General features: G+C 65.3%; 16 protein-coding genes. 5 read left to right on the top strand and 11 right to left on the bottom strand.

Annotated elements, in window-relative coordinates:
* Nucleotides 1–3: 3 nt before the first annotated feature.
* From ACTJKT_RS01900 to ACTJKT_RS01945, 10 genes are all read right to left on the bottom strand, one after another.
* Complete coding sequence (locus ACTJKT_RS01900; RefSeq protein WP_063431017.1) at nt 4–777, bottom strand: HpcH/HpaI aldolase family protein; 774 nt, start codon at nt 775–777, stop codon at nt 4–6.
* Complete coding sequence (locus tag ACTJKT_RS01905; RefSeq protein WP_440785984.1) at nt 771–2,639, bottom strand: IucA/IucC family protein; 1,869 nt, start codon at nt 2,637–2,639, stop codon at nt 771–773. Before ACTJKT_RS01905 ends, ACTJKT_RS01900 begins: the two co-directional genes overlap by 7 nt.
* Before the next feature lie 18 nt (nt 2,640–2,657).
* Nucleotides 2,658–4,073, bottom strand: a complete 1,416-nt coding sequence (locus tag ACTJKT_RS01910; protein ID WP_440785985.1) for a DHA2 family efflux MFS transporter permease subunit — start codon at nt 4,071–4,073, stop codon at nt 2,658–2,660.
* A complete protein-coding gene (locus tag ACTJKT_RS01915) occupies nt 4,070–5,290 on the bottom strand; it encodes a type III PLP-dependent enzyme (protein WP_440785986.1) in 1,221 nt (406 codons plus the stop codon). The genes ACTJKT_RS01910 and ACTJKT_RS01915 overlap by 4 nt, the downstream gene beginning before the upstream one ends.
* Nucleotides 5,283–7,082 (bottom strand): IucA/IucC family protein, encoded by a 1,800-nt coding sequence (locus ACTJKT_RS01920; RefSeq protein ID WP_440785987.1) that lies wholly within the window; start codon nt 7,080–7,082, stop codon nt 5,283–5,285. Before ACTJKT_RS01920 ends, ACTJKT_RS01915 begins: the two co-directional genes overlap by 8 nt.
* Before the next feature lie 223 nt (nt 7,083–7,305).
* Nucleotides 7,306–8,682 (bottom strand): diaminobutyrate--2-oxoglutarate transaminase, encoded by a 1,377-nt coding sequence (locus tag ACTJKT_RS01925; protein WP_440786061.1) that lies wholly within the window; start codon nt 8,680–8,682, stop codon nt 7,306–7,308.
* A gap of 363 nt (nt 8,683–9,045) precedes the next feature.
* Complete coding sequence (locus tag ACTJKT_RS01930) at nt 9,046–11,469, bottom strand: TonB-dependent siderophore receptor (protein WP_440785988.1); 2,424 nt, start codon at nt 11,467–11,469, stop codon at nt 9,046–9,048.
* A gap of 68 nt (nt 11,470–11,537) precedes the next feature.
* Nucleotides 11,538–12,512, bottom strand: coding sequence for a FecR domain-containing protein (locus ACTJKT_RS01935; RefSeq protein ID WP_440785989.1), 975 nt, complete (start codon nt 12,510–12,512; stop codon nt 11,538–11,540).
* Nucleotides 12,512–13,021 carry a sigma-70 family RNA polymerase sigma factor gene (locus ACTJKT_RS01940; RefSeq protein ID WP_097303628.1) on the bottom strand — a complete coding sequence of 170 codons (510 nt, stop codon included), beginning with the start codon at nt 13,019–13,021 and terminating at the stop codon, nt 12,512–12,514. Before ACTJKT_RS01940 ends, ACTJKT_RS01935 begins: the two co-directional genes overlap by 1 nt.
* A 227-nt stretch (nt 13,022–13,248) precedes the next feature.
* Entirely contained in the window at nt 13,249–15,393 is a 2,145-nt protein-coding gene (locus ACTJKT_RS01945) for a phosphocholine-specific phospholipase C (RefSeq protein ID WP_440785990.1), read from the bottom strand.
* 290 nt (nt 15,394–15,683) lie between these two features.
* Here ACTJKT_RS01945 and ACTJKT_RS01950 point away from each other — a divergent pair, with 290 nt between their 5' ends.
* Nucleotides 15,684–18,392 (top strand): hypothetical protein, encoded by a 2,709-nt coding sequence (locus ACTJKT_RS01950; protein ID WP_440785991.1) that lies wholly within the window; start codon nt 15,684–15,686, stop codon nt 18,390–18,392.
* A gap of 45 nt (nt 18,393–18,437) precedes the next feature.
* Here ACTJKT_RS01950 and ACTJKT_RS01955 read toward each other — a convergent pair whose 3' ends face one another.
* Nucleotides 18,438–19,343: a helix-turn-helix domain-containing protein gene (locus tag ACTJKT_RS01955; RefSeq protein WP_440785992.1), complete on the bottom strand. Its 906-nt coding sequence runs from the start codon at nt 19,341–19,343 to the stop codon at nt 18,438–18,440.
* A gap of 144 nt (nt 19,344–19,487) precedes the next feature.
* On the opposite strand from ACTJKT_RS01955, the gene ACTJKT_RS01960 reads away from it, so the two are divergent.
* The 4 genes from ACTJKT_RS01960 (at nt 19,488) to ACTJKT_RS01975 (ending at nt 24,015) form a co-directional block, all read left to right on the top strand.
* Nucleotides 19,488–20,846: a glutamine synthetase family protein gene (locus ACTJKT_RS01960; RefSeq protein ID WP_440785993.1), complete on the top strand. Its 1,359-nt coding sequence runs from the start codon at nt 19,488–19,490 to the stop codon at nt 20,844–20,846.
* 239 nt (nt 20,847–21,085) lie between these two features.
* Nucleotides 21,086–22,174 carry a polyamine ABC transporter substrate-binding protein gene (locus tag ACTJKT_RS01965; RefSeq protein WP_440785994.1) on the top strand — a complete coding sequence of 363 codons (1,089 nt, stop codon included), beginning with the start codon at nt 21,086–21,088 and terminating at the stop codon, nt 22,172–22,174.
* Entirely contained in the window at nt 22,171–23,472 is a 1,302-nt protein-coding gene (locus ACTJKT_RS01970; protein WP_440785995.1) for an NAD(P)/FAD-dependent oxidoreductase, read from the top strand. The genes ACTJKT_RS01965 and ACTJKT_RS01970 overlap by 4 nt, the downstream gene beginning before the upstream one ends.
* A gap of 243 nt (nt 23,473–23,715) precedes the next feature.
* On the top strand, nt 23,716–24,015 hold the full coding sequence (locus ACTJKT_RS01975; RefSeq protein ID WP_440786062.1) for a YceK/YidQ family lipoprotein: 300 nt from the start codon (nt 23,716–23,718) through the stop codon (nt 24,013–24,015).
* The last annotated feature ends 179 nt before the right edge of the window (nt 24,016–24,194 follow it).

A 24,194-nucleotide genomic window follows, 5' to 3' on the forward strand; every position in this document is an offset into this window, starting at 1 on the left:
GGATTATTTTCCTTCTAGAGAAAGGGTGGCCAACCTGGCCTGGAGAGCACGAAAGGCAATACCGCGTTCGTCGCCGAGGACAAAAGCGCGGACCCCGCGCTCGCGCCAGCGGCCCAGGTCGCCCTGCTGTCGGGGAATGGCGCAGTACGGCACGCCGGCATGGTCCGCCGCCTGCCAGGCATCGAGCAGCGCCTGCTGGACCTGCGGCTGGTCGATCTGCCAGGGCATGCCCAGGGATTGCGAGAGGTCGGCCGCGCCTTCGAGGATCATGTCCAGGCCCGGCACCGCGGCGATCTGCGCGGCGTTGCGCACGCCGGCGGCGCTTTCGATCATCGCCACCAGCATGATCTGTTCGTTGGCCTGCTCCACGTACTGCGCCAGGCTGTGCTTGCCGAAACTGCCGGGGCGCCCGGCGTTGAGGCTGCGCTGGCCCAGCGGGTGGTATTTGCAGGCGGCAATCGCCGCCTGCAACTGTTCGGCGGATTCGATCATTGGCAGCACTATGCCCTGGGCGCCGCCGTCGAGCAGGCGCAGCAGGGTCTTCGGATTGAGGTCGGCGACCCGCACCAGCGGCGTCAGCTCGTAGGCCTCTGCCGTGCGGATCATGTGCTCGACGGTTTCCGGATTGATCAGCACGTGCTCCATGTCGATGATCACGAAGTCGAACCCGGCCTCGGCGATCAGCTCGATGGCCGCCGGCGCCGGAATCGAGCTGATCAGCCCGTACACCGCCTGCCCGGCCGCCAGTTTGCGTTTCAGCTGGTTGCTTCTCAGCATGCTTGCGGCCTGTAGGCATGGAGTGGATTGGGCACCGACTTGAAGCGCCGCTCAGCGTCGCCCAGCAGGCGGCGCTTGGTCAGCTCTTCCACCTCGTAGCTCGGCGCGAACACGTCGAACAGGCCGAAACGGTCGCGGTGCTGGGGATGGGCGTTCTGGTAGTCGAGGATCACCTCGGCGGTCATCTGCCAGAACTGGCCTTCGTCGAGCTGGTAGTGCTGGCGCAGGAAGATCGCCATCTCCGCCAGGCAGATGAAGAAGAAACAGTCGCAGGAGAAATCCCGCACCGCGTTGACGTCATCGGTGAGGATGAAGGAGTTGCGGTTGAGCTTGGCGTGGCTGGCCGGCAGCGGCACCAGCTCCGGGCACAGCTCGGGGCGCGCCAGGTGCGCCGGCGAGTAGCGCACGCCGTCGTGGAAGTCCTTGAGGGCGATGCGCTGTGGCCAGCCCTGCTTGACGATCAGCACGATGTTCTGGCCGTGGGATTCCATGCCGATGCCTTCGGCGTAGAGCATGTGGATGATCGGCGGCACCGTCACTTGCAGCAGCTGGCGGGTCCAGGCCTGCAGGCCGTACTGGCGGATCCAGGCGTCGATGAAGGGCTGCTGCGGCCCGCTGGCGTAGCGGTTCTCCACATGGCTCAGGCCGTTGAACGGCACGGCCTGCTCATCGGCCTTCAGGTAGTGGTGGATGCTTTCGCGCCAGATCGCCCCCAGGGTGCCGTAGGCCTGGGGCCCGCGGGATTGCGGCAGGTGCTGGTAGTCAAAGCTGACCCCGGCCACTTCGCCGAGGATCACGAAATCCAGCTGGCGCGCGGTGCTGTCGCTGGCGATCAGCTGTTGCAGCCAGTCGGTGATGATCGGCCCGTTCATCACCGTGTGCCGGGCCAGGATGCGCGTGCTGGAGGTGTTGGTCATGCTCATGGCCAGCTTGACGTAGGGCCGTTCCTTGACCGTGGCATTGGCCAGGGTGCGGATCGACTGCTGGGCCTTGTACTGGTCGTCCGAGGTGCCGAGGTAGATCAGCTCGCCGCTGAGCAGCTCCGGGTAGAAGGTCGAGACAATCAGGTTTTCCCACTGCCACGGGTGCACCGGCAGCAGCTGGTAGTCGTCCAGCGCCCTGCCCTGGCTGGCCAGTTGCTGCTCGACCTGCTGCCAGCGCTCGGCGCCCAGCTCCTGCTGGATAAAGGCCGGGAAATCGAGTTTTTGCGAATGGTTGAGCGAGGCCCGGTTGCGCGCCACCGCCAGCCACACCACGGCGATCGGCGTGGCGAATTCCGGGCCGTAGGCCTTGTTGTCGGCCAGGGAAAAACCGATGCGCGACTTGTAGCACGGGTGATAGCTGTGGGCGTCCATGAAGTGCTGCTCCAGGGCGTCCACGTCCAGCTCGTGGGCCGGCCCCGCGGCCTGGTAACCCTGGCTGCGGGCTTGCAGGTCCTTGAGCTGGGTCTGCTCCAGTTCCTGGATAAAGCGCCCCAGGTGCGGGCTGTCCTGGTAGTCGCCGAGCAGTTCGGCCAGGGCCTGGTGCAGGTCCGGCACGCTGCGCTGGCCGCGGCTGTCGAGGCGTTCCAGGCTGGCGGAATCGAGGCGGATCAAATCGAAGCTGGCGCTGAGCAGGCCGTTGCAGTGGTATTCCACCCGCTGCTGCTGGCCATCGACGCCGAGCACCACGAAACGCCGCAGGCCGCCTTCCAGCGGCTGGCTGTCGAACGGCAGCACGCCTTCATACAGCAGGGTCTGCAACAGCTGGCCGACCACCCGCTGCTGCACTTTTTCGTCGATACGCCCATCCACCGCGGCCAGCCAGGCGCCGGGGCCGGAGTGCTGGCTTGAGGTTTTCGAGATTGCAGTCGCCATGTTCATACCTTGTGCAAAGAAGGGTTAACGGTGTTCGAGGGCGCCGGGCACTGCCTCGGCGGTCTCGTCGGAAAGGGGGAAACGCCAGGCACAGGGCAGTGCCAGCAGGATCAGCAGGCCGGTGACTACGAACACTTCGCTGATGGCGCCTGACATGCCTGCCTGGGCCTGCGAACCACCGTCGACCAGACGGAACTCCAGCCACAGCGAGGCGATGACGATGGCCAGGGACGACACCAGGCGCCGCGAGATGTTGTTCATCGCCGCGCCCTGGGTGACCATCGGCTCGGGCAAGGCATTCAGCCCGGCGGTGGTCACCGGCATGTAGGACAGGCCCAGGCCGGCGCCGCGCAGCATCATCAGCACGAACACCAGGCCGATCGCCGCATCGGCCCGGAGCAGGCCCAGGGCCAGCGTCGACAGGCCGGTCAGCAGCAGGCCGATGGACACCACCAGCCGCGGCCCGTGGCGATCCAGGGCGCTGCCGCCCATGCGCCCGAACAGACTGGCGAACACCGCGGTGCACAGCAGCGCCAGGCCGGTCCAGATGGCGCTGTAGCCGAGCACCGTCTGCACCAGCAACGGCAGCAGCACCAGGCACTCGAACATGCCCACCGACTGCACCACGGCGATGATCACGCTCAGGCGATAACCGCGCAGGGCGAAGATCCGCAGGTTGAGCAACGGCGCCTCACGGCGCAGCTCCAGACGGACAAAGGCCACCAGGCACAGTACCGCTACCAGCAGCATCCCCAGGTTCAGTGGATCTACCAGCCCGGCGGCATGGCGCAGGCGGCTGATGGCGATCATCAGCAAGCCGATGCCCGAAGCGATCAGCAGGTAGCCGGCCAGGTCGAACGGCTTGCGCTCGGCCGGCTCGGAAGCCGGCAGTACCGCCAGGCCCATCAGCAGCGCGACGACACCGATCGGCACGTTCATCAAGAACAGCGAACGCCAGCTGAACCACTCCAGCAACAGGCTGCCGCACAGCGGGCCCACCGCCGGCGCGAGCATCACCGCCGCGCCCCACAGGCCGGTGACCCGGCCGCGTTCGTCCTTGGCGTACACCGAGAAGATGATCGCCAGGGACAGCGGGATCATCAGCCCGCTGGCGATCCCCTGCACCACCCGCGCGGCGATCACCAGGGCGATGGAATCGGCCAGGGCACCGAGCAGCGAACCGCCGATGAACAGCGCCACGCCCCACAGGTACAGGCGCCGGCGGCCCAGGCGCTGGCTGAGGAAACTGGTGAGCGGCATGGTCATGCCCATGCTGGTCATGAACGCCGCGACTATCCAGGTGGCCATCAGGGGGCCGATGGCGAAGGCTTCCATGAACGCCGGCAGCGCCGGGTTCAACGAGCTGTTGTTGAGGCTGACGGTCATGGTGCCGAGCAGCACGTTGACCACCACCCAACTGCGCGGTGCCTTGAAACTCACAGACCGGCCCCTTCGAGCAACTCGCCCTGGCGCAGGAAGTGCTGCGCCGGCCGTGGATGGCAGAGGAAATCGGCGTGGGAAATGTTGTAGCCATAGGCCCCGGCCATCGGCAGCACCAGCAGGTCGCCGACGCTGACGCCCTTGAGCGGCTGGGCCCGGCTCAGCACATCCTTGGGCGTGCACAGCTGGCCGACCACGGTCCAGGCCTGCTCCGCGGTGTGCGCCGGCTGCGGCGTGCGCGGCAGGTGAATCAGCGGGTGGTTATGGCTCTGCGCCGCGGGCAGGCGGAACTGGTGGGTGCCGCCACGGCACACCAGGAAGTGCTCGCCATGGCTGGTCTTGGTGTCCAGCACCTCGATCACGTAGTAACCGCAGAAGGCGCTGATAAAACGCCCGGGCTCGAAGCGCAGAATCGGCGCCTCGCTGCCCTGCTCCGCCAGCCGGAGTTCCAGGTAACGGCACAGGCGCTGCCAGTCGAATTGCTGGCCGCTGAGGTAATCGACGCCGATACCGCCGCCGACATTCAAGTGGGTCAGTTGCTCGGGGTGCGCCGCCAGGGCCTTCCACAGCGACCAGCGTTGCAGATAGAAATCCAGCAACTGCTCATGGCGCTCCACCGACTGCTGGTGGGACATGGCGTGCACATGGAACCCCTTGAGGCGCAGATGGCTGGCGCGGTCGACCCGCTGCACCGCCTCGGCCAGTTCCGCCTCGTCGATGCCGAACGGCGTGGCGGTGCCGGCCATGGCCAGCCGGCTCGACTGGTTCTGCGGCAACTGCGGGTTGATCCGGATGAATACCGACTGCACCCGCCCGGCTTCCGCGGCCAGGCATTGCAGGCGCTCGATCTCGTTGAGGCTTTCCAGGTGCACGGCTTCCACCTGATGGGCCAGGGCCGCGCGCAGGTCGGAATCGAGCTTGCCGGGGCCGGAAAACACATAGGGCTTGCGAGTCGGACAGGCCACCACCCGCTCGATCTCGCCGCCCGAGGAAATCTCGAAACCGCTGACCAGCGGGGCCAGCGCCGCCAGCACCGGTGCCTCGCTGTTGGCCTTGATCGCGTAATACAGCTCGACCCCGGCCGGCAACGCCGCCATCACCTGGCGCACATGGGCCTGCAGGGCGTCCAGATCGTAGATGAAGGCCGCCAGCGGGTCGGCACTGCCGGCCCGAGCCTGGTCGATGGCGCTCAGGACTGCCTGGGACAACTCAGCCATAACGGGCCTCCTCGCTCCACGGCGAACTCAGGTTGACGTAGCCGGCCTGGCGATCGGCCTTGGCGGCCAGGCGCACCTTGAGGTTGGTTTTGCAGGCGATCGGCTGGCCGGCGATCAGCGCGTCCAGCTCCGGCGCCGGGCGTACCAGCTCGTCGCGGATGCGCCGCAACTGCTGCTCGACCCGTTGCCACATCAGCGGCGCCAGGTGCGGGCGTTCCCAGCTCAGGGCCAGCACCGCTTCCGACAGGTTGTTGATCAGCAGGCAGTAGGTAATGCGGCTCCAGCCCTGCTCGCGGGAATACAGCAACGACTGGCGCACCCGCGGGTGCAGGCCGACCTCGATCTGCGCCATGCCCAGTTCGTCGGTGAGCTTGACCCCCTCGAAGTCCCGCAGCAGCAGCTGTTGCGGCTGGCCCTGGTCGTGGATCAGCACGCTGTTCTGCAGGTGCGGCTCCATCACCACGCCGTGGTTGAAGAACAGCGCCAGCACCGGCCGCAGCAGCAGCGCCTGATACTGGTCGAACCAGTCCATCAGCTGTTCGTCTGCCAGTTGGCTGGCGTTGAAGCCTTGCAGAAAGTCATGCACCAGCGGCCGCGAATGGATGTCGCGGGCAAACAGGGTGCCGGCCATCACGCTGCGCTCGGCGCCGGCGCGGCGGCAGAAGTTCTCCCGCAGGATCGCCCCGGTCTGTTCGCGGAACCAGTGGGCATCGGCCTCGCTGGCCTGCAGCGGCGCCCAGCTCATGGAGCCCGGCTCGGCCACCGCCGACAGCCCGCCGAGGGTTTCGGCCTGGGTCAGCTGCAGGCGCTGGAACAGCTGGTCGATGATCAGCGTGCTTTCCAGCTCGTACCAGGCGTTCTTGCGCACGCAATTGGTGATGCGCACGTTCAGCGAACCCTTGATGAAGAAATCGTGGTCCTCGATGTACCAGGTGCGCATCGACGCCGTCGGGCTGGCCACCGGCCCGGTGGCCCCATGGTCGACCACCTCGCCCAGCTCCAGCAGGCGCTGCACCCGGCGGTCCTGCATGAACAGCTCGGCCTGCACCGGGTGCATGCAGATCATCGCGTGCCCCGGGCGCGCCCGGCCCTGGTCGGCGAAACCAGCCATGACCTGCGCCTCGCTGAGGCCGCTGGCGGTCACCCGCAGGCCCTGGCACGGCACTTCGAACAGGTGCAGCGCGGTCTCGGCCTGGAATTCCGGAGCGTAGGTTTCCTGGGCCAGGTGCGCCGGCCACAGCCGCGCCTTGGGCGCCGGGTGGTTGGGATGGCCGAACCACAGGCCCTGCTCGCTGGCCAGGTAGCCACTGAGCGGCGCCGGGCCCTGGCCGTCCATGTTGTGGGCGACGATGGCGGCGGTCAGCAGCTGGCTTTGCAGCACCTGGTCCAGCAGCTCGTCGTTGCTGGCCCGGGTCATGTGTTCGCAGGCGCCGAGCAACTGCTCGACGAACTCGGCAAAGGCCAGGCAACGCCAGGTCTCGCCCTCGCGCCGGGCATACACGTCCGACAGGTAACGGTGGCTGCCCAGGTGGTCGCGGCGATCGACCATGACAAAGAACTGCTGCCGGTTGGGCAGGTCGATGGTCAGCGGGATGCCCTTCCATTCCAGGCCGTCGAGGTAACTGCCGGGCGCAATGCCCTGCATCTGCGTCGGCCAGCTGTAACTGAGGCAGTTTTCCGGCAAGGCGAACTCTTTGATCAGACAATTGAGCAAGGCGCGTGTGGTCGCCAGTTCACTGACCATCTTCGATAAAACATGCTTTGATAAAGCATCGCGATCTGAATAATTCATAGGTGCTCCACAGTAGCCCGTGCGGTCACTGGCTGCGCAATGTCGCGGCAAATGGTTAGTTGCTCTTCGGCCACACTGAAAAGCCGACAGATACCCGTCGAACGAAATTGTCCGCTTGCACTTTCAAGTAAAAACTTTTCATCTGACAGTTTTTCTGTCAGGAACTTAAAGTGTGAAAAACGACACACTTTTATCGAATCCGGTTAATCCCCGGAACCGCACTTCAAGAACGGGTCTGCAATAAAGCGTCCGCCACTGCGCGGGTAAAACGCTCGACAACTTGCTGGCACTGTTCGTCGTCGATAACCAGCGGCGGCAACAGGCGAATCACGTTGCCCCGGCGTCCGCCGCGCTCCAGCAGCAGGCCCTGTTTGAAGCAGTGCTGCTGGATGGCCACGGCCAGGCTCGGGTCCGAGGGGAAATGCCCATGGCGGTCGGCCGGCTGACGCTCGTCGACGATCTCGATGCCCAGCATCAGGCCGCGTCCGCGCACCTGGCCCAGGGCCGGATAGCCCTGCTGCAAGGCCGTCAATTGTTCCTTGAGCCACTGCCCGCGGCGCTCGGCCAGGGCCGCGATGTTCTGCTCGCGCAACACCTGCAGGGTCGCCAGGCCCGCGGCCATGGCCATCTGGTTGCCGCGGAAGGTGCCGGCGTGGTTGCCCGGCTCCCAGGCATCGAACTCGCGCTTGATGCCCAGCACCGCCATCGGCAGGCCGCCGCCCACCGCCTTGGACATGACGATCATGTCCGGCTCGATGCCGGCGTGCTCGAAGGCGAACATCTTGCCGGTGCGGGCAAAACCGGCCTGCACTTCATCGAGGATCAGCACAATGCCGTGCTTGCGGGTCACTTCGCGGATCGCTTGCAGCCAGCCGGCCGGCGCGCAGTTGACCCCGCCCTCGCCCTGCACCGCTTCGAGAATCACCGCCGCCGGCAAGGACACGCCGCTTTCCACGTCCTCGATGAACTGGGTGAAGTAATGGGTCAGCGCCTCGACCCCGGCCTCGCCGCCGATGCCCAGGGGGCAGCGGTATTCGTGGGGGTACGGCATGAACTGCACCCCCGGCATCAGGCCGGCGATGGCGTTCTTCGGCGCGGTGTTGCCGGTCAGCGCCAGGGCGCCGTGGGTCATGCCGTGGTAGGCCCCACAGAAACTGATGACGTTGTGCCGCCCGGTGTGGGTCTTGGCCAGTTTCAGCGCCGCTTCCACCGCGTCCGCCCCGGACGGCCCGCAGAATTGCAGGCAGTAGTCGCGCCCCTGACCCGGCAGCAGGCTGAGCAAGGTTTCGCAGAAGGCGTCCTTGACCACTGTGGTCAGGTCCAGGGTGTGCATCGGCATGCCCGAAGCCAGGAAGCTGTCGAGGCTGGCCATGATCGCCGGGTGGTTGTGCCCCAGGGCCAGGGTGCCGGCACCGGCCAGGCAGTCCAGGTAGGTCTTGCCTTCGACGTCGGTGACCCAGACCCCATGCGCCTTGGCGATGGCCAGCGGCAACTTGCGCGGATAACTGCGCACATTGGATTCGAACTTGCCTTGTCTGGCCAGATAGTCGGCATTGGTCTTTTGCAGAGGACTAGTGCGCAATATGCCATCATTCAACATCTGTTCACCCTCGTTAAATTCGATATGCAAATTATTATCATTAATAAAAAGGCGCAACTGCTTATTCAAACTTATTTGGAATATTTACATAAGACTTTCGGATATAAGTTAAATATCGCGCGCACGCCAAGAGCCAAGTTGATAAACCTGGAAAAAGTCATTAATGACGCCATGAGTTCGCCATGTTATTGCCATCTTTCTGACAACTTTATTAGTTGCCATTAAATGGCCAATACCTCATTCAAGAGGCGGGCAAGTTCATCATGTAATAACGGGCATACATCCTTCCTCGACCGGGGAACCGGTCATGGTCGATCAAAAGACAGTGCGCCCTTCCCTGTGGCGCCTGCCTGCATCGCTTTCTCAGAAACCCACAGTTGCCGAGAGCAACAGGGTCCGCGGCGTCGCCAGGGTCAAGCCCGGCTCGCTGTCGTCCGAGGCCCCGGCCGAGCTCCAGTAACGCTTGTCCAGCACGTTCTCGACATTGGCCCGCAAGGTGATGTCCTTGTCGTCGAGCTTGAATGCGTAGCGCGCGCCCAGGTCGAAACGCTCCCAGGAGTCGATTTCCTTGCTGTTGGCCTGGTCCAGGTACTGCGAGCTGGAATAGATGCCGCGCGCGGTCAGGGTCAGGCCCTGGACTTTCGGCACGTCCCATTCGGCGCCCAGGTTGACGTTGTACTTCGGCGTGGCCGGAGCGCGGTTGCCGTCAAAGGTGCCGTTGGTGGTGTCCTTCAGTTCGCTGTCGATGTACATCACCCCGCCCAGCAGGCGGAAGCCCTTGAGCGGCTCGCCGAACACGCTCAATTCCACACCGTCGTTCTGCCGCTTGCCGTTCGGGCCGAAGACCCGGGTGGTGGCGTTGGTTTCATAGGCCGGCTGCTTGATGCGGAACACCGCGGCGGTCAGGGCGAATGCCCCGGCGTCGTACTTGGCGCCGGCCTCGACCTGGCGGCTGATGAACGGCGGGAAGATTTCGTCTTCGTTGATCGAGGTCGACGGCGCGATCTTGCCCTGGCTCAGGCCTTCCATGTAGTTGACGTACAGCGACAACTGGTCGGTGGCCTTGAACAACAGGCCACCCGAAGGCGAGACCTTTTCCTCGTCGTAGGCGGTGTCGCCTTTGACGCCGTCGCTCCAGTCGTCGACCTTGACCCGCTGCCAGCGCGCGCCGAGGGTCAGCAGCAGGCGGTCATCGAAGAAGCCCAGGGTGTCGGACAGCGCCACGCCGCTGAAGCGGTTCTCGGTGTAGACCTTGGGGTCGAAGCGCGTCGGTCGCGACGGGGTCGGCGTCGGCCGCGGGTTGTAGATGTTGCTGGGGGACGAGGCATAGCGCGCGCCGCCGTTTTCGAAATCCATGTAGAAGTAGCTGGCCGCCAGGTTGACCTCATGGCTCACCGGGCCGGTATGGAACCAGCTGCGCACGCCCGCCGTGGTGGTGCGCACGTTTTCGTCTCGGGTGAAGTCGCGGGGCTGGACGCTGAAGTCGCCGGCATCGTTGGTGACCGACACCGCATGACGCAGGAAGTCGTGGTTGCTTTTGCGCGCACCGACGCCGCCGTACAGCATGATCGAGTCGTTGACGTCATATTCGGCATTCACCGTGCCGAAGGTGTCCTTGGTCCGTGCCTTGCTCCAGGACTGCGCATAGTTGTGCCGCACATCGTCGGCGTCCGGCACCTTGGCGTTGGCGCCTATCTGCACCCGCTCCTGGGGCGCGTCGGTATCGCGCTCGGTGTGGCCGATATCCGTCGACAGGCGCAGGCGCTCGCCACGGAAGTCCAGGCCCAGCACCGCCATCTCACGGTCGACGCTCTGGTGATCCCACTTGGTGTCGCCGGACTGCTTGACCGCGTTCAGGCGCACGCCGAACTTGTTGTCCTCGCCGAACCGGCGGCCGACGTCCACCGCGCCGCCGACCTGGCTGTCGGAGGCGTAGCTACCGGTGAATTCAGTGATCGGCTTGTCGGTGGCGCGCTTGGGCACCACGTTGATCCCGCCGCCGACGCTGCCCCGCGGCGAGATGCCGTTGATCAGCTGGGTCGGGCCCTTGAGGATGTCCACCCGGTCGGCCATTTCCATGTCGATGGTGTAGGTCGGCAGCACGCCGTACAGGCCGTTGTAGGCGACATCGCTGTTGAACAGGCTGAAGCCGCGGATGGTGAACTGCTCGTAGCGCCCACCCGCCGGGTTGGTGGCGCGCACCGAGGGGTCGCTGGCGATCAGGTCGCCGAGGGTCCGCGCCTGCTGGTTCTTCACCACCTCGCTGGTGTAGGTGGTCATGCTGAACGGCGTTTCCATGAAGTCCTTCGAGCCCAGCAGGCCCTGGGAACCACGGCGCGCCACCTGGCCGCCGGCGAAGACGTCGCTGTCGGTCGCGCCGCTGGCGCCGAGAATCGAGGTCGGCGCCAGTTGCAGGCTGCTGCCTTCTGGCGCCGGGGTCAGGATATAAGCCTGCTCACCCACCGGTTGCAGTTGCAGGCCGGAACCTTGCAGCAAGCGGGCAAAGCCCTCTTCCACCCCATACTCGCCGGACAGGCCGCTGCTGTTGCGACCGCTGACCAATTGCGGGTCCACCGACAGGTTGACCCCCGCCAGGCCGGCGAAACGGGTCAGCGCGGCGCTCAGCGGGCCGGCCGGCACCTGGTAGCTGCGCCGCGCGGCGTCGGCCGCCCAGCTGGCCTGGATAAGCAACGGACTGGAACTCAGGGTCAGCATGAGGCCCAAATGCAACAACGGACGCAGGCCCGGCGAAACCGGGCGCAAACGGAAAGGCAATACTGCGGGCATGGGAGGAAGCTCTCGTTTTTTGTTCACTTACCTGGAATGACCGGCGAGGCGAAAAAAAGGGACAGGCTTCAGCCAATATTTTTTGGCGGGGTGTTTTTCGGCTGGTTTTTCTGCGGGATCAGAGTCACCCAGTAGCGGGTGCGCGAATGCACTTGCAGCGGCAGGCTGGCGGCCAGCAGCGAGAGCACGCGGTCGGTGTTGTCGAGGCGGAAGCTGCCGGTGACGCGCAGGGCTTCCAGTTCCGGCTCCCAGCGCAGCAGGCCCGGACGATAGCGACTCAGCTCGCGCAGGAAATCCCCCAGCGGCTGGTTCTGCGCCATCAGCACGCCGTCGCGCCAGCCCGGCAGCTGAGCGTCGAAGGCGTCGATCTGGCCGGCGCCCTCCGCCCGCAGCCGGACCCGCTGGCCTTCGCGCAACACCAGTTGCGGCCCGAACAAGGGTTGCAGCTGCACCGAGCCGCTGACCACCGACACCCGGCAATCGTGCTCGTTGAGGCGCACGCAGACTTCGCTGCGGCTGACGATGATGCGGCCATAACGCGCCTGGATGGTCAGCGGTGCGCTGCCAGGAACCTTGAGCGCCATTTCCCCGCGCACCAGGGTCACTTGCCGGGCGCCCAGGTCGACGTTGACCGCACTGGCGGTGTTCAACTGCAAGGAACTGCCGTCGGCCAGGGACAGTTTGCGGTGTTCGCCGGTGCTGGTCTGCAGGTCGGCGCGCCACACGTCCAGCGGCAACTCGCGCCCCAGCAGCCAGGCGGTCGGCACCAGCGCGGCGACGCCGAGGGCACGCTTGAGTACCGCGCGCCGCGACGGGTCGGGACGATCCAGGGTGGCCAGCGCCAGGGCCGACGGCAGCGCGGAGAAACGCTGGCGCAGCAGCTGCGCCTTCTGCCAGGCGCTTTCGTTCTGGCTGTTGCTGTTGCGCCAGTGCTGCAGGCGGGCGTGATCGTCGGCGTTGGCCGCGCCGGATTCCAGCAGCGCCAGCCACTGGGCCGCCGCGCGGGCCACTTCGCGGGTTTCGCTGGACGGCGCCGAGCGCATCACAGCTCCACCAGCAGGCAGTGTTCGTAGGCCTCGGCCATGTAGCGCTTGACGGTGCGCTCCGAGACGTCGAGGCGTTCGGCGATCTCGCGGTAGCCCAGCCCTTCCAGCTGGCTCCAGAGAAACGCCCGGCGCACCAGCGGCGGCAGGCCGTCGAGCAGTTCGTCGAGGGCTTGCAGGGTTTCCAGCAGCACCCAGCGCTGTTCCGGGGATGGCACGCTGTCTTCGGGCAGGCTGGCCAGCGCGTCCAGGTAGGCTTGCTCAAGTTTGCGCCGGGTATAGAAGTTGCTCAGCAGGCGCTTGCCCACGGTCACCAGGTAGGCCCGCGGCTCGCGCAGGTCGACCAGTTGCTGGGAGCTGGTCAGCACGCGCAGGAAGGTGTCCTGGCTCAGGTCCGCCGCATCCCAGGCGTTGCCCATGCGCTGGCGCAACCAACTCTCGAGCCAGCTTCGATGATCGCGGTACAGGGCATGTAGGCTTTGCTCCGGTGGCGTCGCTGCTTCAATCATGTCAAGAGCCCTGCGCGAAGGATTATTCAAATGAGACTGATTCTAATTAATATTCATGAGGCAAACCAAGTCCTTTCGTGTGATTCGGCTCTAGTTTTCGTCTGACGGGGAAAATCGGCGGGCGCCCTGGGACCATGGTCCCAAGGCTATGAAGCGCTCCAGGCGCAAGGCCTGGTCGGAGGCTGAAACGGTGCCCGGCCCCTTGCGGGCCGGGCACTATTGCGCGGTTACACGCCCATCAACGGGTCGCTGATGCTGTGGGCTCCGGTTTCCAGGCGCCCGGCCAGGCGCCGCAGCCAGCCGCCCTCGGCGCGCACAGTCAGGTCGTACCAGCCGCCGCTGGCCTGGCAGGCGAACATCTGGTGGATCTCGCTGCGCCCGGGCACGTCGAAACGCCATGGCCCCTGATGGGTGTAGGGGCAACGGTCGATGGTGATCGACACCGGCTCCTTGCTCGGGTTGCTCAGGGTCAGTTGCAGGTTGTTGCCGCGGCTGAACATCGACACCTCGGGCTGGCGCAGCAGCAGGTTGCCGTGGAAGCTGCGGTGGAAACCGTTAGGCCCCAGCAGCCACAGCTTGTAGTGCCCGGCGGTCTGCCAGCTGTCCTTGAGCTGCTTGCCCGCCTCCACCGTATAACGGCGGGGAATGTCCAGCAGGTGCAGGCGATCGTAGACATGGAACACCGCGCCCTGCTCGCCGGTGTTCTGCAGGCTCAGAGTCAGGCTCAACGCCTTGCGCTTGGCCTTGGCCTCGACATTCAGCCGATACGGCAAGGCCCGCGACGGCCGGGCCACGCGCTGCTGCTGCGGCAGTTGCTGGCGGCTGGGGTCCGGCAGCGGCACCTGGGCCAGTTGTTCCTGGCGCTGGCGCAGCAGGTCCGCGGCCTGGCGGGTGGTGGTGTGCAGCGGCGGGAGGATCTCGCTGTTGGGGTTGACGAAGTTGAAGGCCGAAGTCAGGTCGCCGCACACCGCGCGGCGCCAGGCGCTGATGTTCGGCTCACGCACGCCGAAGCGCTTCTCGAGAAATTGCAGGACCGAGGTGTGGTCGAACGCCTGGGAGTTGACCCAGCCGCCGCGGCTCCAGGGCGACAGCACCAGCATCGGCACCCGTGGGCCCGGGCCGTAGATGCCGCCGTCCGGACGCGGTTGCTGGGTGGTCCCCGGCGGCGCCGGGTGGGTGAACACCTCGCTGTCGAAATCCACCGTGGACTTGCCGGCGAAGCTGCCGTCCAGGCGCCTCGATGGTGCCGAGGGCGACGGCAGATGGTCGAAGAAACCGTCGTTCTCGTCGTAGTTGACCAGCAGCACGGTCTTGCTCCAGACCTCGGGATTGTCGGTCAGCGCCTTGAGGATTTCCTGGGTGAACCAGCCGCCCTGCACCGGGCTCGACGGCCCCGGGTGCTCGGAATAGGTGGCCGGGGCGACGATCCAGCTGACCTTGGGCAGCTTGCCCTGCTGCACATCGTTGCGAAACCCGGCGATCATGCCTTCCAGGTCGCTGCCGCTGCGGGCCGGCAAGGTGTTGCCATTGCCCTTGTACAGCGGCACCCGGGCATTCAGCGCGTCGCTGTAAGGCACGAAGGCGGTGAAGTCTTCCGGCGGCTGCGCCGGGTTGCCGGCCGCCACGCTGGCGCGGCGGTACTGGCGGAAACCGGCCAGCGGGTTGTCGCCGAAGTTGTCCGGCAGGTACTGGTAGATCTTCCAGCTGACGCCCCGCTCTTCCAGGCGCTCGGGGTAGGTTTTCCAGGTGTAGCCGACGTCCACCGCGCCCGGGCCGTCCCATTCGTTGACCACCGCCGCCACGTTGGCCCCGGTCGGGCCGTTGGTGCCGGTCCAGTGGAACAGGCGGTTGGGGTTGGTCCCGGCGTGCACCGAACAGTGGTAGGCATCGCACAGGGTGAAGGTGTTGGCCAGGGCGAACTGGAACGGCAGCTCCTGCTCGCGGTAGTAGCCCATGGAGGTGTTGGTCTTGAAGGTCGGCCAGGCGCTCATGCGCCCGCTGCCCCAGGCCGCGTGCTCGTCGATCCACGAATGCGGCGTGCCGTTGACCCGCTGCGCGTTGCCCCGCGAGCTGTCCAGGTGATACGGCAGCACCACTCGCCCGACGCCCTGCTGCTCCCACACCGAACGCTTGCCAGGCAGCGGGATGGTGAAGCGGTCGCTGAAACCGCGGACCCCGGGCAAGGTGCCGAAGTAATGGTCGAAGGAGCGGTTTTCCTGCATCAGGATCACCACGTGCTCGACGTCGCGGATGGTGCCGGTACGGTTGTTGGCGGGAATCGCCAGGGCCTGGCGGATGGAGTCTGGCAGTAAGGTAAAGGCCGATCCGATGGCGGCGGCCTGCATGAGCTTCCTGCGAGTGAGAGTAGGCATACGCGGTTGAATTCCTTGAAGTTACAGGGCGGGAAATAGCGACCCACGCAAAGTAGTGACCTCAAGTAACAAGCAAGTTACACGGCGGTTGCAGGCCGGGGTCAAGGCATTCATTGATACTGACAAAGCCGCATTAACTCTCTAAGCCGATGATTTTTAATCACATTTCTAAATAAAGAATATTTCGTGAACTTCATCCCGAGTTGCTCCTTGTATTCGGAAAAATGTGACGCTGTTCTGCTTTAATCCTATTTGCACAATGCCACTACTTCAGTTTGCAAGGAGCAATCATGGACTCGACCCAGCACTACGAGGGGGAAAGGAAGCGTATCGAGAACCGCCGCACCGCATTGGGTCTCAAATACCTTCCCGCGCCGGACGGCCAACCCCTCAAGACCTGGGGGCTGGCGTTGTCCGGCGGTGGCATCCGCAGCGCCACCTTTTGCCTGGGGGTGCTGCAGGCGATGGCCCGGGCCAATGCGCCGGAACAGGCCAACCCACGAAAGTCGAGAACCGCGCAAGACAACCTCACCACCACCCTGCTGCCGCGTTTCGACTACCTCTCCACGGTCAGCGGCGGCGGTTATATCGGCAGTTTCTTCTCCAGCCTGTTCATCCCCAATCGCCTGCGCCGCGAGCAAGCCCAGGAGCGCGCCGAAGCCTCGCACCTGGCGCCCGCCCAGCAAGCGGCCAGGACCGCCGCGATCAACGCCTACGAGGTCCTGCGCTACGAGCCGCCGGGACGGATCAGCACCGGCATCGACTATTCCAGCGAAAAAGACATCGGCAAGGGCCCCACCGCCTGGCTCCGGGAGAACGGCCGCTACCTGACCCCGACCGGCTCGGGGGACGCGCTCTATGCCCTGGCGATCGCCTGGCGCAACTGGCTGTCGCTGCACTTCGTCATCGGCATGCCGATCGTCCTGCTGCTGTCGTTGCTGATGCTGTTGCAGGTGACGTACCTGCCCAATCTGTTCCTGCTGCCCGGCGCGGTGTTTGTCCTCGGCCTGCTGCCCTGCTGCCTGGCCTACTGGCTGGTGCTGCCGAAAAACAGCCTGAGCAACCCGCCGGCCCTGAGCAACCTGGCGGTCGCGGCCTGCACGGTGATGACGCTGGTCTTCGTCGGTATCTGGGCGCTGCTGCATCAGTCGGACGACCGGCCGAACGTACGCTACCTGTTCTTCGGCTTCGCCCTCATCGCGCTGCTGGGCATTGTCTACACCTGGCTGCTGATCTGGCGCCTGAAGTACCGGACCCGCAAGGCCAACGACGAAGACGGAATCTTTACCGTGCGCAACTACCGGGTCGAGGTCACCCGGGTGCTGGCGCAGATCATCATGGCCCTCGGCGCGGTGCTGTTCGCCGCGTTCCTGGTGTCGCTGTCCGAAACCATCTACCTGCACCTGCAGACCCTGACCCAGGGCAGCATCGGCATTCTCCCGGTGCTGATCTGGCTGGTGCGCCGCCTGGCGCTGTCGCGGGACGAGAAGATCCTGCCGGACTGGCTGCGCCTGCTGCCCCTGGAGGTCATGAGCCTGCTGGGCGGCCTGCTGTTGCTGGCGGCGGTCTGCCTGGTGTGGATGCTGTTCGTGGTCTGGGTCACCGCCGATGGCAGCTTCAATCTGCTGGAAGACAAGCATGTGCTGCGGCTGGCCCTGCTGGCGGGCGTCGCGGCGGCCCTGACCTGGGTCAGCAGCCGCTTCGTCGGCTTCCTCAACACCTCGTCCTTGCAGTCCTACTACAGCGCCCGCCTGATCCGCGCCTACATGGGCGCCACCAACGGCAAGCGCTTCGACGGCACGCCCGAGCAACGACGCAAGCACATGAGCGTGGCCGAGCCGCTGAGCAACGACGACATCAGTGTCGAGCACTACTACGGCACGCCCAGCGCCGGCCCGCTACACCTGATCAACGTGACCATGAACCTCACGGTCGACCCCGCCGAACAACTGGTGCAGCGCGATCGCAAGGGCAAGCCGCTGTGCCTGGCACCGGGCAGCGTCAAGGGTGAAGGGACCTTCATCCTCGATGGCAAGGTCTACCCGCGCGACCTGGACAACGTCCCCGCTTCGGAAATCGCCTACCCGCTGACCATCGGCCAATGGATAGGCATCTCCGGCGCGGCCTTCACCACTGGCCTGGGGCGCGCCACCAGCCTCGGCATGTCGCTGCTGCTGGGCCTGGCCAACGTGCGCCTGGGCAACTGGTGGCCCAGCCGCTTTATCGACGCCAAACCGGAAAAGCCCCAACCATCCCTGGGCCTGAAACTGTCGCGCTGGCTGCCGACCCAGACCTACCTGTTCTACGAATTGACCGCGCACTTCCATGGCCATCGGCGCGCCTATCAGTACCTCTCCGACGGCGGCCACTTCGAGAACACGGCGGCCTACGAACTGCTGCGCCAGGAGCGCCAGGTCGAGCTGATCGTGATGTGCGACTGTGGCTGCGATCCCGATTACCAGTTCGACGACCTGAGCAATTTCATCCGCCTGGCGCGCATCGACCACGGCCTGGAAATCAGGGAAGACACGCAAATCACCGAGGACGAGGCGCTGGGCAGCGTGTTCGGGCGCATGGCGCATTTCAAGACCGCGCCGTCAGAGGCGGACCGTCGCTGCGCCCTGCTGCTCGACGTCTACTCCTGCCTGGAACCGGACACCCTGATCAGTCGCATCCTGGTGCTCAAGCCGCGGTTGATCGCCTCGGTATCGCCGGACGTCCAGAACTACGCCCTGACCAACAAGGCCTTCCCCAACCAGCCCACCGCCGACCAGTTCTTCGACGAAGCCCAGTTCGAAAGCTATCGCAAGCTCGGCCTGAGCGTCGGCCAGGAGGTCTTCGGCAATGGGCTCAACGGCAATACCGTCGCCCAGGCGCTGTGGCGCTACCTGCGCGAACAGCCTGCGGGAAATGAGCACGAGGACGAACAGCCCAAGCCGCCGCGGCCGAGCCGCAATGGCCACCGCCGCCCTTCGGCAGACAGGAATCCCCCCGCATAAGGCTGGAAATGGCGCTGGCCGTGCAGCTGCACGGACAGCACCGCCTCAACGCTGGCCGCGGCGCAGGGTCTCGCTCGGCAGCTCCTTGAACAGCGCCCGGTAGCTGCTGGAAAACCGCCCGAGGTGCCAGAACGACCAGCGCATGGCCACCTCGGCCACGGTGGTTTCGTCCGGGCCGCGGCTGAGCAGTTCGCGGTGCGCGCTGTTCAGCCGGCGCAGGCGCAGCCACTGGGTCGGCGCCATGCCGGCGAAGGCCCTGAACGCGCCTTGCAGCTGGCGCAGGGACACCCCGGCCACCTGCGACAACTCCAGCAGGTTGAGGCTGTCTTCCGGGCCGTCCGCCGCCCACTGGGCCACCCGCTGCATGATCGCCCGCTCCTCGGCGCGCCGGCGCAGGCCGCCGCCGTCCAGGCGCACACAGGCGTTGTCGAGGATAAACAGGCAGTCGTCGAGCAACTGCTGGGTCAGGGCTTCGCGGCTGGGTGGGTCGAGGGTCTGCGACAGGCGCGTCAGGGTGGTGCTGAGCCAGCGGCTGAACAGCGCGTTCTGCCTGCAATTGAGCGGCGCCAGGAACAGGCCGTCGAGACGCTGCGCATCGAGGCCATGGCCACGGACGAATTCCGGGCCGAACACCACGGCGATTTCCTGGTAGTTCTCCGGGGTGATCCAGATATTGCGACTCTCGCCGTTGAGCAGGTACAGGGCGTTGTCGCTGCCATCGAAACAGAACGCCAGGGAGCCCTCGGGCGCGCTGAAATTCTGCTCGACCCGGGTGTTCATGCACTCCTCGTAGATCTGCACCCCCTGCAGGTCCAGATAACGCACCTGCCCGGCGAAATGCCCGGGCGACATCTGCTGGTAATGCTGCACCCAACCCGGGGTGGCACGGATCTGATCGGCCACATCGAAGGTGTTGAAGGCCTGGACCTGGAGAGCTGTCGACGCTGTCATAAAGGGACCTTACGCACTCTTTTGGTGCGCTTTGGTGCTGCTTAAAGTGGATAGATGGAATCGCAAGGCTTGCTCAAGATAGTCGTCAACGCGCCACAGGGGAAGCGACCGGGCGCGTCACCGACAATCATTTACGAGGTCTTTATGAATGCCCCTTTCGATCAGCTTTCTGCCTGGCTGAAAGAACACAAGATTACCGAAGTGGAATGCGTGGTCAGCGACCTGACCGGCGTCGCCCGCGGCAAGATAGCGCCTACCAACAAGTTCCTGCATGAGCGAGGCATGCGCCTGCCGGAAAGTGTGCTGTTGCAAACGGTAACCGGGGACTTCGTCGACGACGATGTGTACTACGACCTGCTGGACCCGGCAGACATCGACATGATCTGCCGCCCCGACCCTTCGGGCATCTACCTGGTGCCCTGGGCCATCGAGCCGACCGCCATCGTCATCCACGACACCTTCGACAAGCAGGGCAACCCGATCGAGCTGTCGCCGCGCAACGTGCTGAAGAAGGTGCTCAAGCTCTACGCCGACAAGGGCTGGCAGCCGATCGTCGCGCCGGAGATGGAGTTCTACCTGACCCAGCGCTGCGAAGACCCGGACCTGCCATTGAAGGCGCCACTGGGCCGCTCCGGTCGGGCCGAGAGCGGCCGCCAGTCGTTCTCCATCGACGCCGCCAACGAATTCGATCCGCTGTTCGAGGATGTCTACGACTGGTGCGAAGCCCAGGGCCTGGACCTCGACACGCTGATCCACGAAGACGGCCCGGCGCAGATGGAAATCAACTTCCGCCACGGCGACGCCCTCGACCTGGCCGACCAGATCACCGTGTTCAAGCGCACCCTGCGCGAGGCCGCGCTCAAGCACGACGTCACCGCCACCTTCATGGCCAAGCCGGTGGCCGACGAGCCCGGCAGCGCCATGCACCTGCACCAGAGCGTGGTCGACAGCGCCACCGGCAGGCCGATCTTCGCCGACGCCGAGGGCCGCATGAGCGAGCTGTTCCGCCATCACATCGGCGGCCTGCAGAAGTACATCCCCCATCTGCTGCCGATGTTCGCGCCCAACGTCAATTCGTTCCGCCGCTTCCTGCCGGACACCTCGGCGCCGGTCAACGTCGAATGGGGCGAAGAGAACCGCACCGTCGGCCTGCGCGTGCCGACTTCCAGCCCGGAAGCCATGCGCGTGGAAAACCGCCTGCCCGGCGCCGATGCCAACCCTTACCTGGCCATCGCCGCCAGCCTGCTGTGCGGCTACCTGGGCATGGTCGAGGGCATCGAACCGAGCGCCGCGGTGGAAGGCCGTGCCTACGAGCGGCGCAACCTGCGCCTGCCGATCACCATCGAAGACGCCCTGACCCGCATGGAAGAGTGCCCGACCATCGAGCGTTACCTGGGCCGCAAGTTCGTGCGCGGCTATGTGGCGGTGAAACGCGCCGAACACGAAAACTTCAAGCGCGTGATCAGTTCCTGGGAGCGCGAGTTCCTGTTGCTCAGCGTCTGAGGCTGCGCGGCTTGGCGCGTTGCCGCGCGCACCCTTGTAGCCGCTGCCGAGCGCCAGCGAGGCTGCGATCGATGGCGCAGCCATCGCCAGACCATCCACGCGGTGTACCTGATGCAACGCGGTTGCCGGGTTTGCGACGGCTTCGCCGCCGATCGCAGCCTCGCGGGCTCGGCAGCGGCTACAGGGCTACAGGGCCGCAATTTGGCAAACACAATAAAAACCAAAAAAGGGGTATCGCTATGCGTCTATGGAAATCCGTGGTTCCGCTGGCCCTGACGCTGCTGTTCGGCGCCACGGCCCAGGCTGAATCGACAGTCAGCGTGTACAACTGGACCGACTATATCGGCGAGACCACCCTCGCCGACTTCCAGGCGAAAACCGGGACCAAGGTCATCTACGACGTCTTCGACTCCAACGAAACCCTGGAGGGCAAGCTGCTGGCCGGCCGTACCGGCTATGACGTGGTGGTGCCGTCCAACCACTTCCTGGCGCGGCAGGTCAAGGCCGGGGCCTTTCTCAAGCTGGACCGCGCGCAGTTGCCGAACTGGCGGAACCTCGATCCGAAACTGCTGACCCTGCTGGAACAGAACGACCCCGGCAACCAGTACTCGGTGCCTTACCTGTGGGGCACCAACGGCATCGGCTACAACCTCGATAAAGTCAAGCAGGTGCTGGGGGTCGATAAGATCGATTCCTGGGCGGTGTTCTTCGAGCCGGAGAACCTGAAGAAGCTCAGCCAGTGCGGCGTGTCGATGATGGACTCGCCGGACGAAGTGTTCCCGGCGGTGCTCAACTATATGGGCCTGGACCCGCGCAGCGAAAACCCCGAGGACTACAAGAAAGCCGAGGCCAAGCTGCTGGCGATCCGTCCCTACATCACCTACTTCCACTCCTCCAAGTACGTCTCGGACCTGGCCAACGGCAATATCTGCCTGGCCTTCGGTTACTCGGGCGACGTGTTCCAGGCCGCCAACCGCGCCAAGGAAGCCAAGAACGGGGTGAAGATCGCCTATTCGATTCCCAAGGAAGGCAGCAACCTGTGGTTCGACCTGCTGGCGATCCCGGCGGACGCCAGCAACCCCAAAGAGGCCCATGCCTTCATCAACGACCTGCTGGACCCGCAAGTGATCGCCAAGGTCAGCGCCAACGTCGGCTACGCCAATCCCAACCCGGCGTCCCGGCAGTTCATGGACCCCGATCTGGTGAACAACCCCGAGGTCTACCCACCCCAGGCGGTGCTCGACAAGCTGTATATCTCCAGCACCCAGAGCCCGCAGACCATGCGCCTGATGACTCGCGCCTGGAGCAAAGTGAAGTCCAACAAATGAACCAGCACAGCCACGCGCAACACACCCGTTCCTACTACGCCGCCTCGGCCAACGCACTGCCGGACTATCCGCCCCTGAGTGCCGATCTGAACGCCGATGTCTGCGTGATCGGCGGCGGTTTCACCGGGGTCAACACCGCCATCGAGCTGGCCCAGCGCGGCCTGTCGGTGATTCTCCTGGAAGCCCGGCGCATCGGCTGGGGCGCCAGCGGACGCAACGGCGGGCAACTGATCCGCGGCATCGGCCACGACGTCAGCGGCTTCGCCCGCTATGTCGGCACCGAAGGCGTGCGTTACCTGGAGCAGGCCGGCATCGACTCGGTGGCGCTGGTCGGCCAGCGCGTGCGCGAACACGGTATCGACTGCGACCTGCGCTGGGGCTTCTGCGAGCTGGCCAACACCCCAGCCCAGTTCGCCGCCTTCCAGGCCGAGCAGGAGCATCTGGCGGCGCTCGGCTACGTGCATGAAACCCGCCTGGTGGCTCCACAGGACATGGCCCAGGTGGTGGCCTCGTCGCTATATGCCGGGGGCCTGCTGGACATGGGCTCCGGGCACCTGCACCCGCTCAACCTGGTGCTCGGCGAAGCCGCCCTGGCCCAGTCGCTGGGGGTGCGGATCTTCGAGCAGAGCCCGGTGCTGGAACTGATCCACGGCGACCGCGTGCAGGTGCGTTGCGCCAGCGGCACGGTGCGCGCCGGCAGCCTGGTACTGGCCTGCAACGCCCACCTGGATGACTTGGAGCCACGGCTGAGCGGCAAGGTGCTGCCGGCGGGCAGCTACATCATCGCCACCGAGCCGCTGGCGCCGGCCCTGGCCGCCGAACTGATCCCGCTGAACCTGGCGCTGTGCGACCAGAAGGTCGGCCTCGACTACTACCGGCTCTCGGCGGACCGGCGTCTGCTGTTCGGCGGTGCCTGCCATTACTCCGGGCGCGACCCGGCGGATATCGGCGCCTATATGCGACCCAAGCTGCTCAAGGTGTTCCCGCAGCTGGCGGACGTGGGCATCGACTACCAATGGGGCGGCAAGATCGGCATCACCGCCAACCGCTTCCCCCAGGTCGGGCGCCTGCGCAAGTACCCCAACGTGTATTACGCCCAGGGCTATTCCGGGCATGGGGTCAACGTCAGCCACTGGACCGCGCGCCTGCTGGCCGAAGCCATCCACGCCGGCCACAGCCGGGGCCTGGATATCTTCAGCGCGGTGCCGCACATGACCTTCCCCGGCGGCCCGGCCCTGCGCGCGCCGCTGCTGGCGCTGGGCATGCTGTGGCATCGGTTGCGTGAGGTGTTGGGCTGAAACGTCGATTACGCGGGTGAATGGACTACCGCTATCGCGAGCAAGCTTCGCTCCTACAGAAGCGCGCCAGACGCGGAATGGTGATCCCCATGATTCTGTAGGAGCCAGCGGGCGGCGATCCGACTTGCCGGCGATGGCGGTATCGAGTGCGCCGCCGTCATCCCTGGCAGCTCGCTGCGATCATTGCCCCCCCAGGCTGGCCTGAAGCCTCGACCGATGCGAAGATGCGCGCCGCAAATCGGCTTGCTAAGGAATGGCATCATCAAAGCGCTCACTGCTCTCGTCCTGCTCGGCACACTCGCCCTCTCGGGCTGCGGCACCCTGATAGCCCGCAGTCAGTACAGCTCCTACGACCTCTACAAAGGCACCCAGGAGAATATCCAGCTGCTGACCATGCGCGGCGCCAGCGGCTACGAGGGCTACAACACGATGTTCTGCTGGATAACCATCGTCTGTCCGCTGGTGGCGGTGGTGAGCCTGCCGGTGGATGCGACGGTCGATACCCTGCTGCTGCCTTATGACGCCAAGGGTGTTTATTACTGAGGCCGCGGCCGGTCGACGACTGCGGGGGTGACTGCCCCACCGCTATCGCGAGCAAGCTTCGCTCCTACAGGTTCGTGAGGCCCATGACATCGGTGTCTGGCACAGGCCTTTGTAGGAGCCAGCGGGCGGCGATCCGACTTGCCGGCGATGGCGTCATCGAATGCGCCGCTGTCACCTCT

The sequence above is a fragment of the Pseudomonas sp. 22526 genome (assembly GCF_052044735.1).
GTDB lineage: Bacteria > Pseudomonadota > Gammaproteobacteria > Pseudomonadales > Pseudomonadaceae > Aquipseudomonas > Aquipseudomonas piscium.

Excerpts from the sequence above, each read along its gene's own strand:
- ACTJKT_RS01900 (WP_063431017.1), bottom strand. The coding sequence starts at position 777 with ATGCTGAGAAGCAACCAGCTGAAACGCAAACTGGCGGCCGGGCAGGCG.
- ACTJKT_RS01905 (WP_440785984.1), bottom strand. The coding sequence starts at position 2,639 with ATGAACATGGCGACTGCAATCTCGAAAACCTCAAGCCAGCACTCCGGC.
- ACTJKT_RS01915 (WP_440785986.1), bottom strand. The coding sequence starts at position 5,290 with ATGGCTGAGTTGTCCCAGGCAGTCCTGAGCGCCATCGACCAGGCTCGG.
- ACTJKT_RS01920 (WP_440785987.1), bottom strand. The coding sequence starts at position 7,082 with ATGAATTATTCAGATCGCGATGCTTTATCAAAGCATGTTTTATCGAAG.
- ACTJKT_RS01925 (WP_440786061.1), bottom strand. The coding sequence starts at position 8,682 with ATGTTGAATGATGGCATATTGCGCACTAGTCCTCTGCAAAAGACCAAT.
- ACTJKT_RS01930 (WP_440785988.1), bottom strand. The coding sequence starts at position 11,469 with ATGCCCGCAGTATTGCCTTTCCGTTTGCGCCCGGTTTCGCCGGGCCTG.
- ACTJKT_RS01935 (WP_440785989.1), bottom strand. The coding sequence starts at position 12,512 with ATGCGCTCGGCGCCGTCCAGCGAAACCCGCGAAGTGGCCCGCGCGGCG.
- ACTJKT_RS01940 (WP_097303628.1), bottom strand. The coding sequence starts at position 13,021 with ATGATTGAAGCAGCGACGCCACCGGAGCAAAGCCTACATGCCCTGTAC.
- ACTJKT_RS01945 (WP_440785990.1), bottom strand. The coding sequence starts at position 15,393 with ATGCCTACTCTCACTCGCAGGAAGCTCATGCAGGCCGCCGCCATCGGA.
- ACTJKT_RS01950 (WP_440785991.1), top strand. The coding sequence starts at position 15,684 with ATGGACTCGACCCAGCACTACGAGGGGGAAAGGAAGCGTATCGAGAAC.
- ACTJKT_RS01955 (WP_440785992.1), bottom strand. The coding sequence starts at position 19,343 with ATGACAGCGTCGACAGCTCTCCAGGTCCAGGCCTTCAACACCTTCGAT.
- ACTJKT_RS01960 (WP_440785993.1), top strand. The coding sequence starts at position 19,488 with ATGAATGCCCCTTTCGATCAGCTTTCTGCCTGGCTGAAAGAACACAAG.
- ACTJKT_RS01965 (WP_440785994.1), top strand. The coding sequence starts at position 21,086 with ATGCGTCTATGGAAATCCGTGGTTCCGCTGGCCCTGACGCTGCTGTTC.
- ACTJKT_RS01970 (WP_440785995.1), top strand. The coding sequence starts at position 22,171 with ATGAACCAGCACAGCCACGCGCAACACACCCGTTCCTACTACGCCGCC.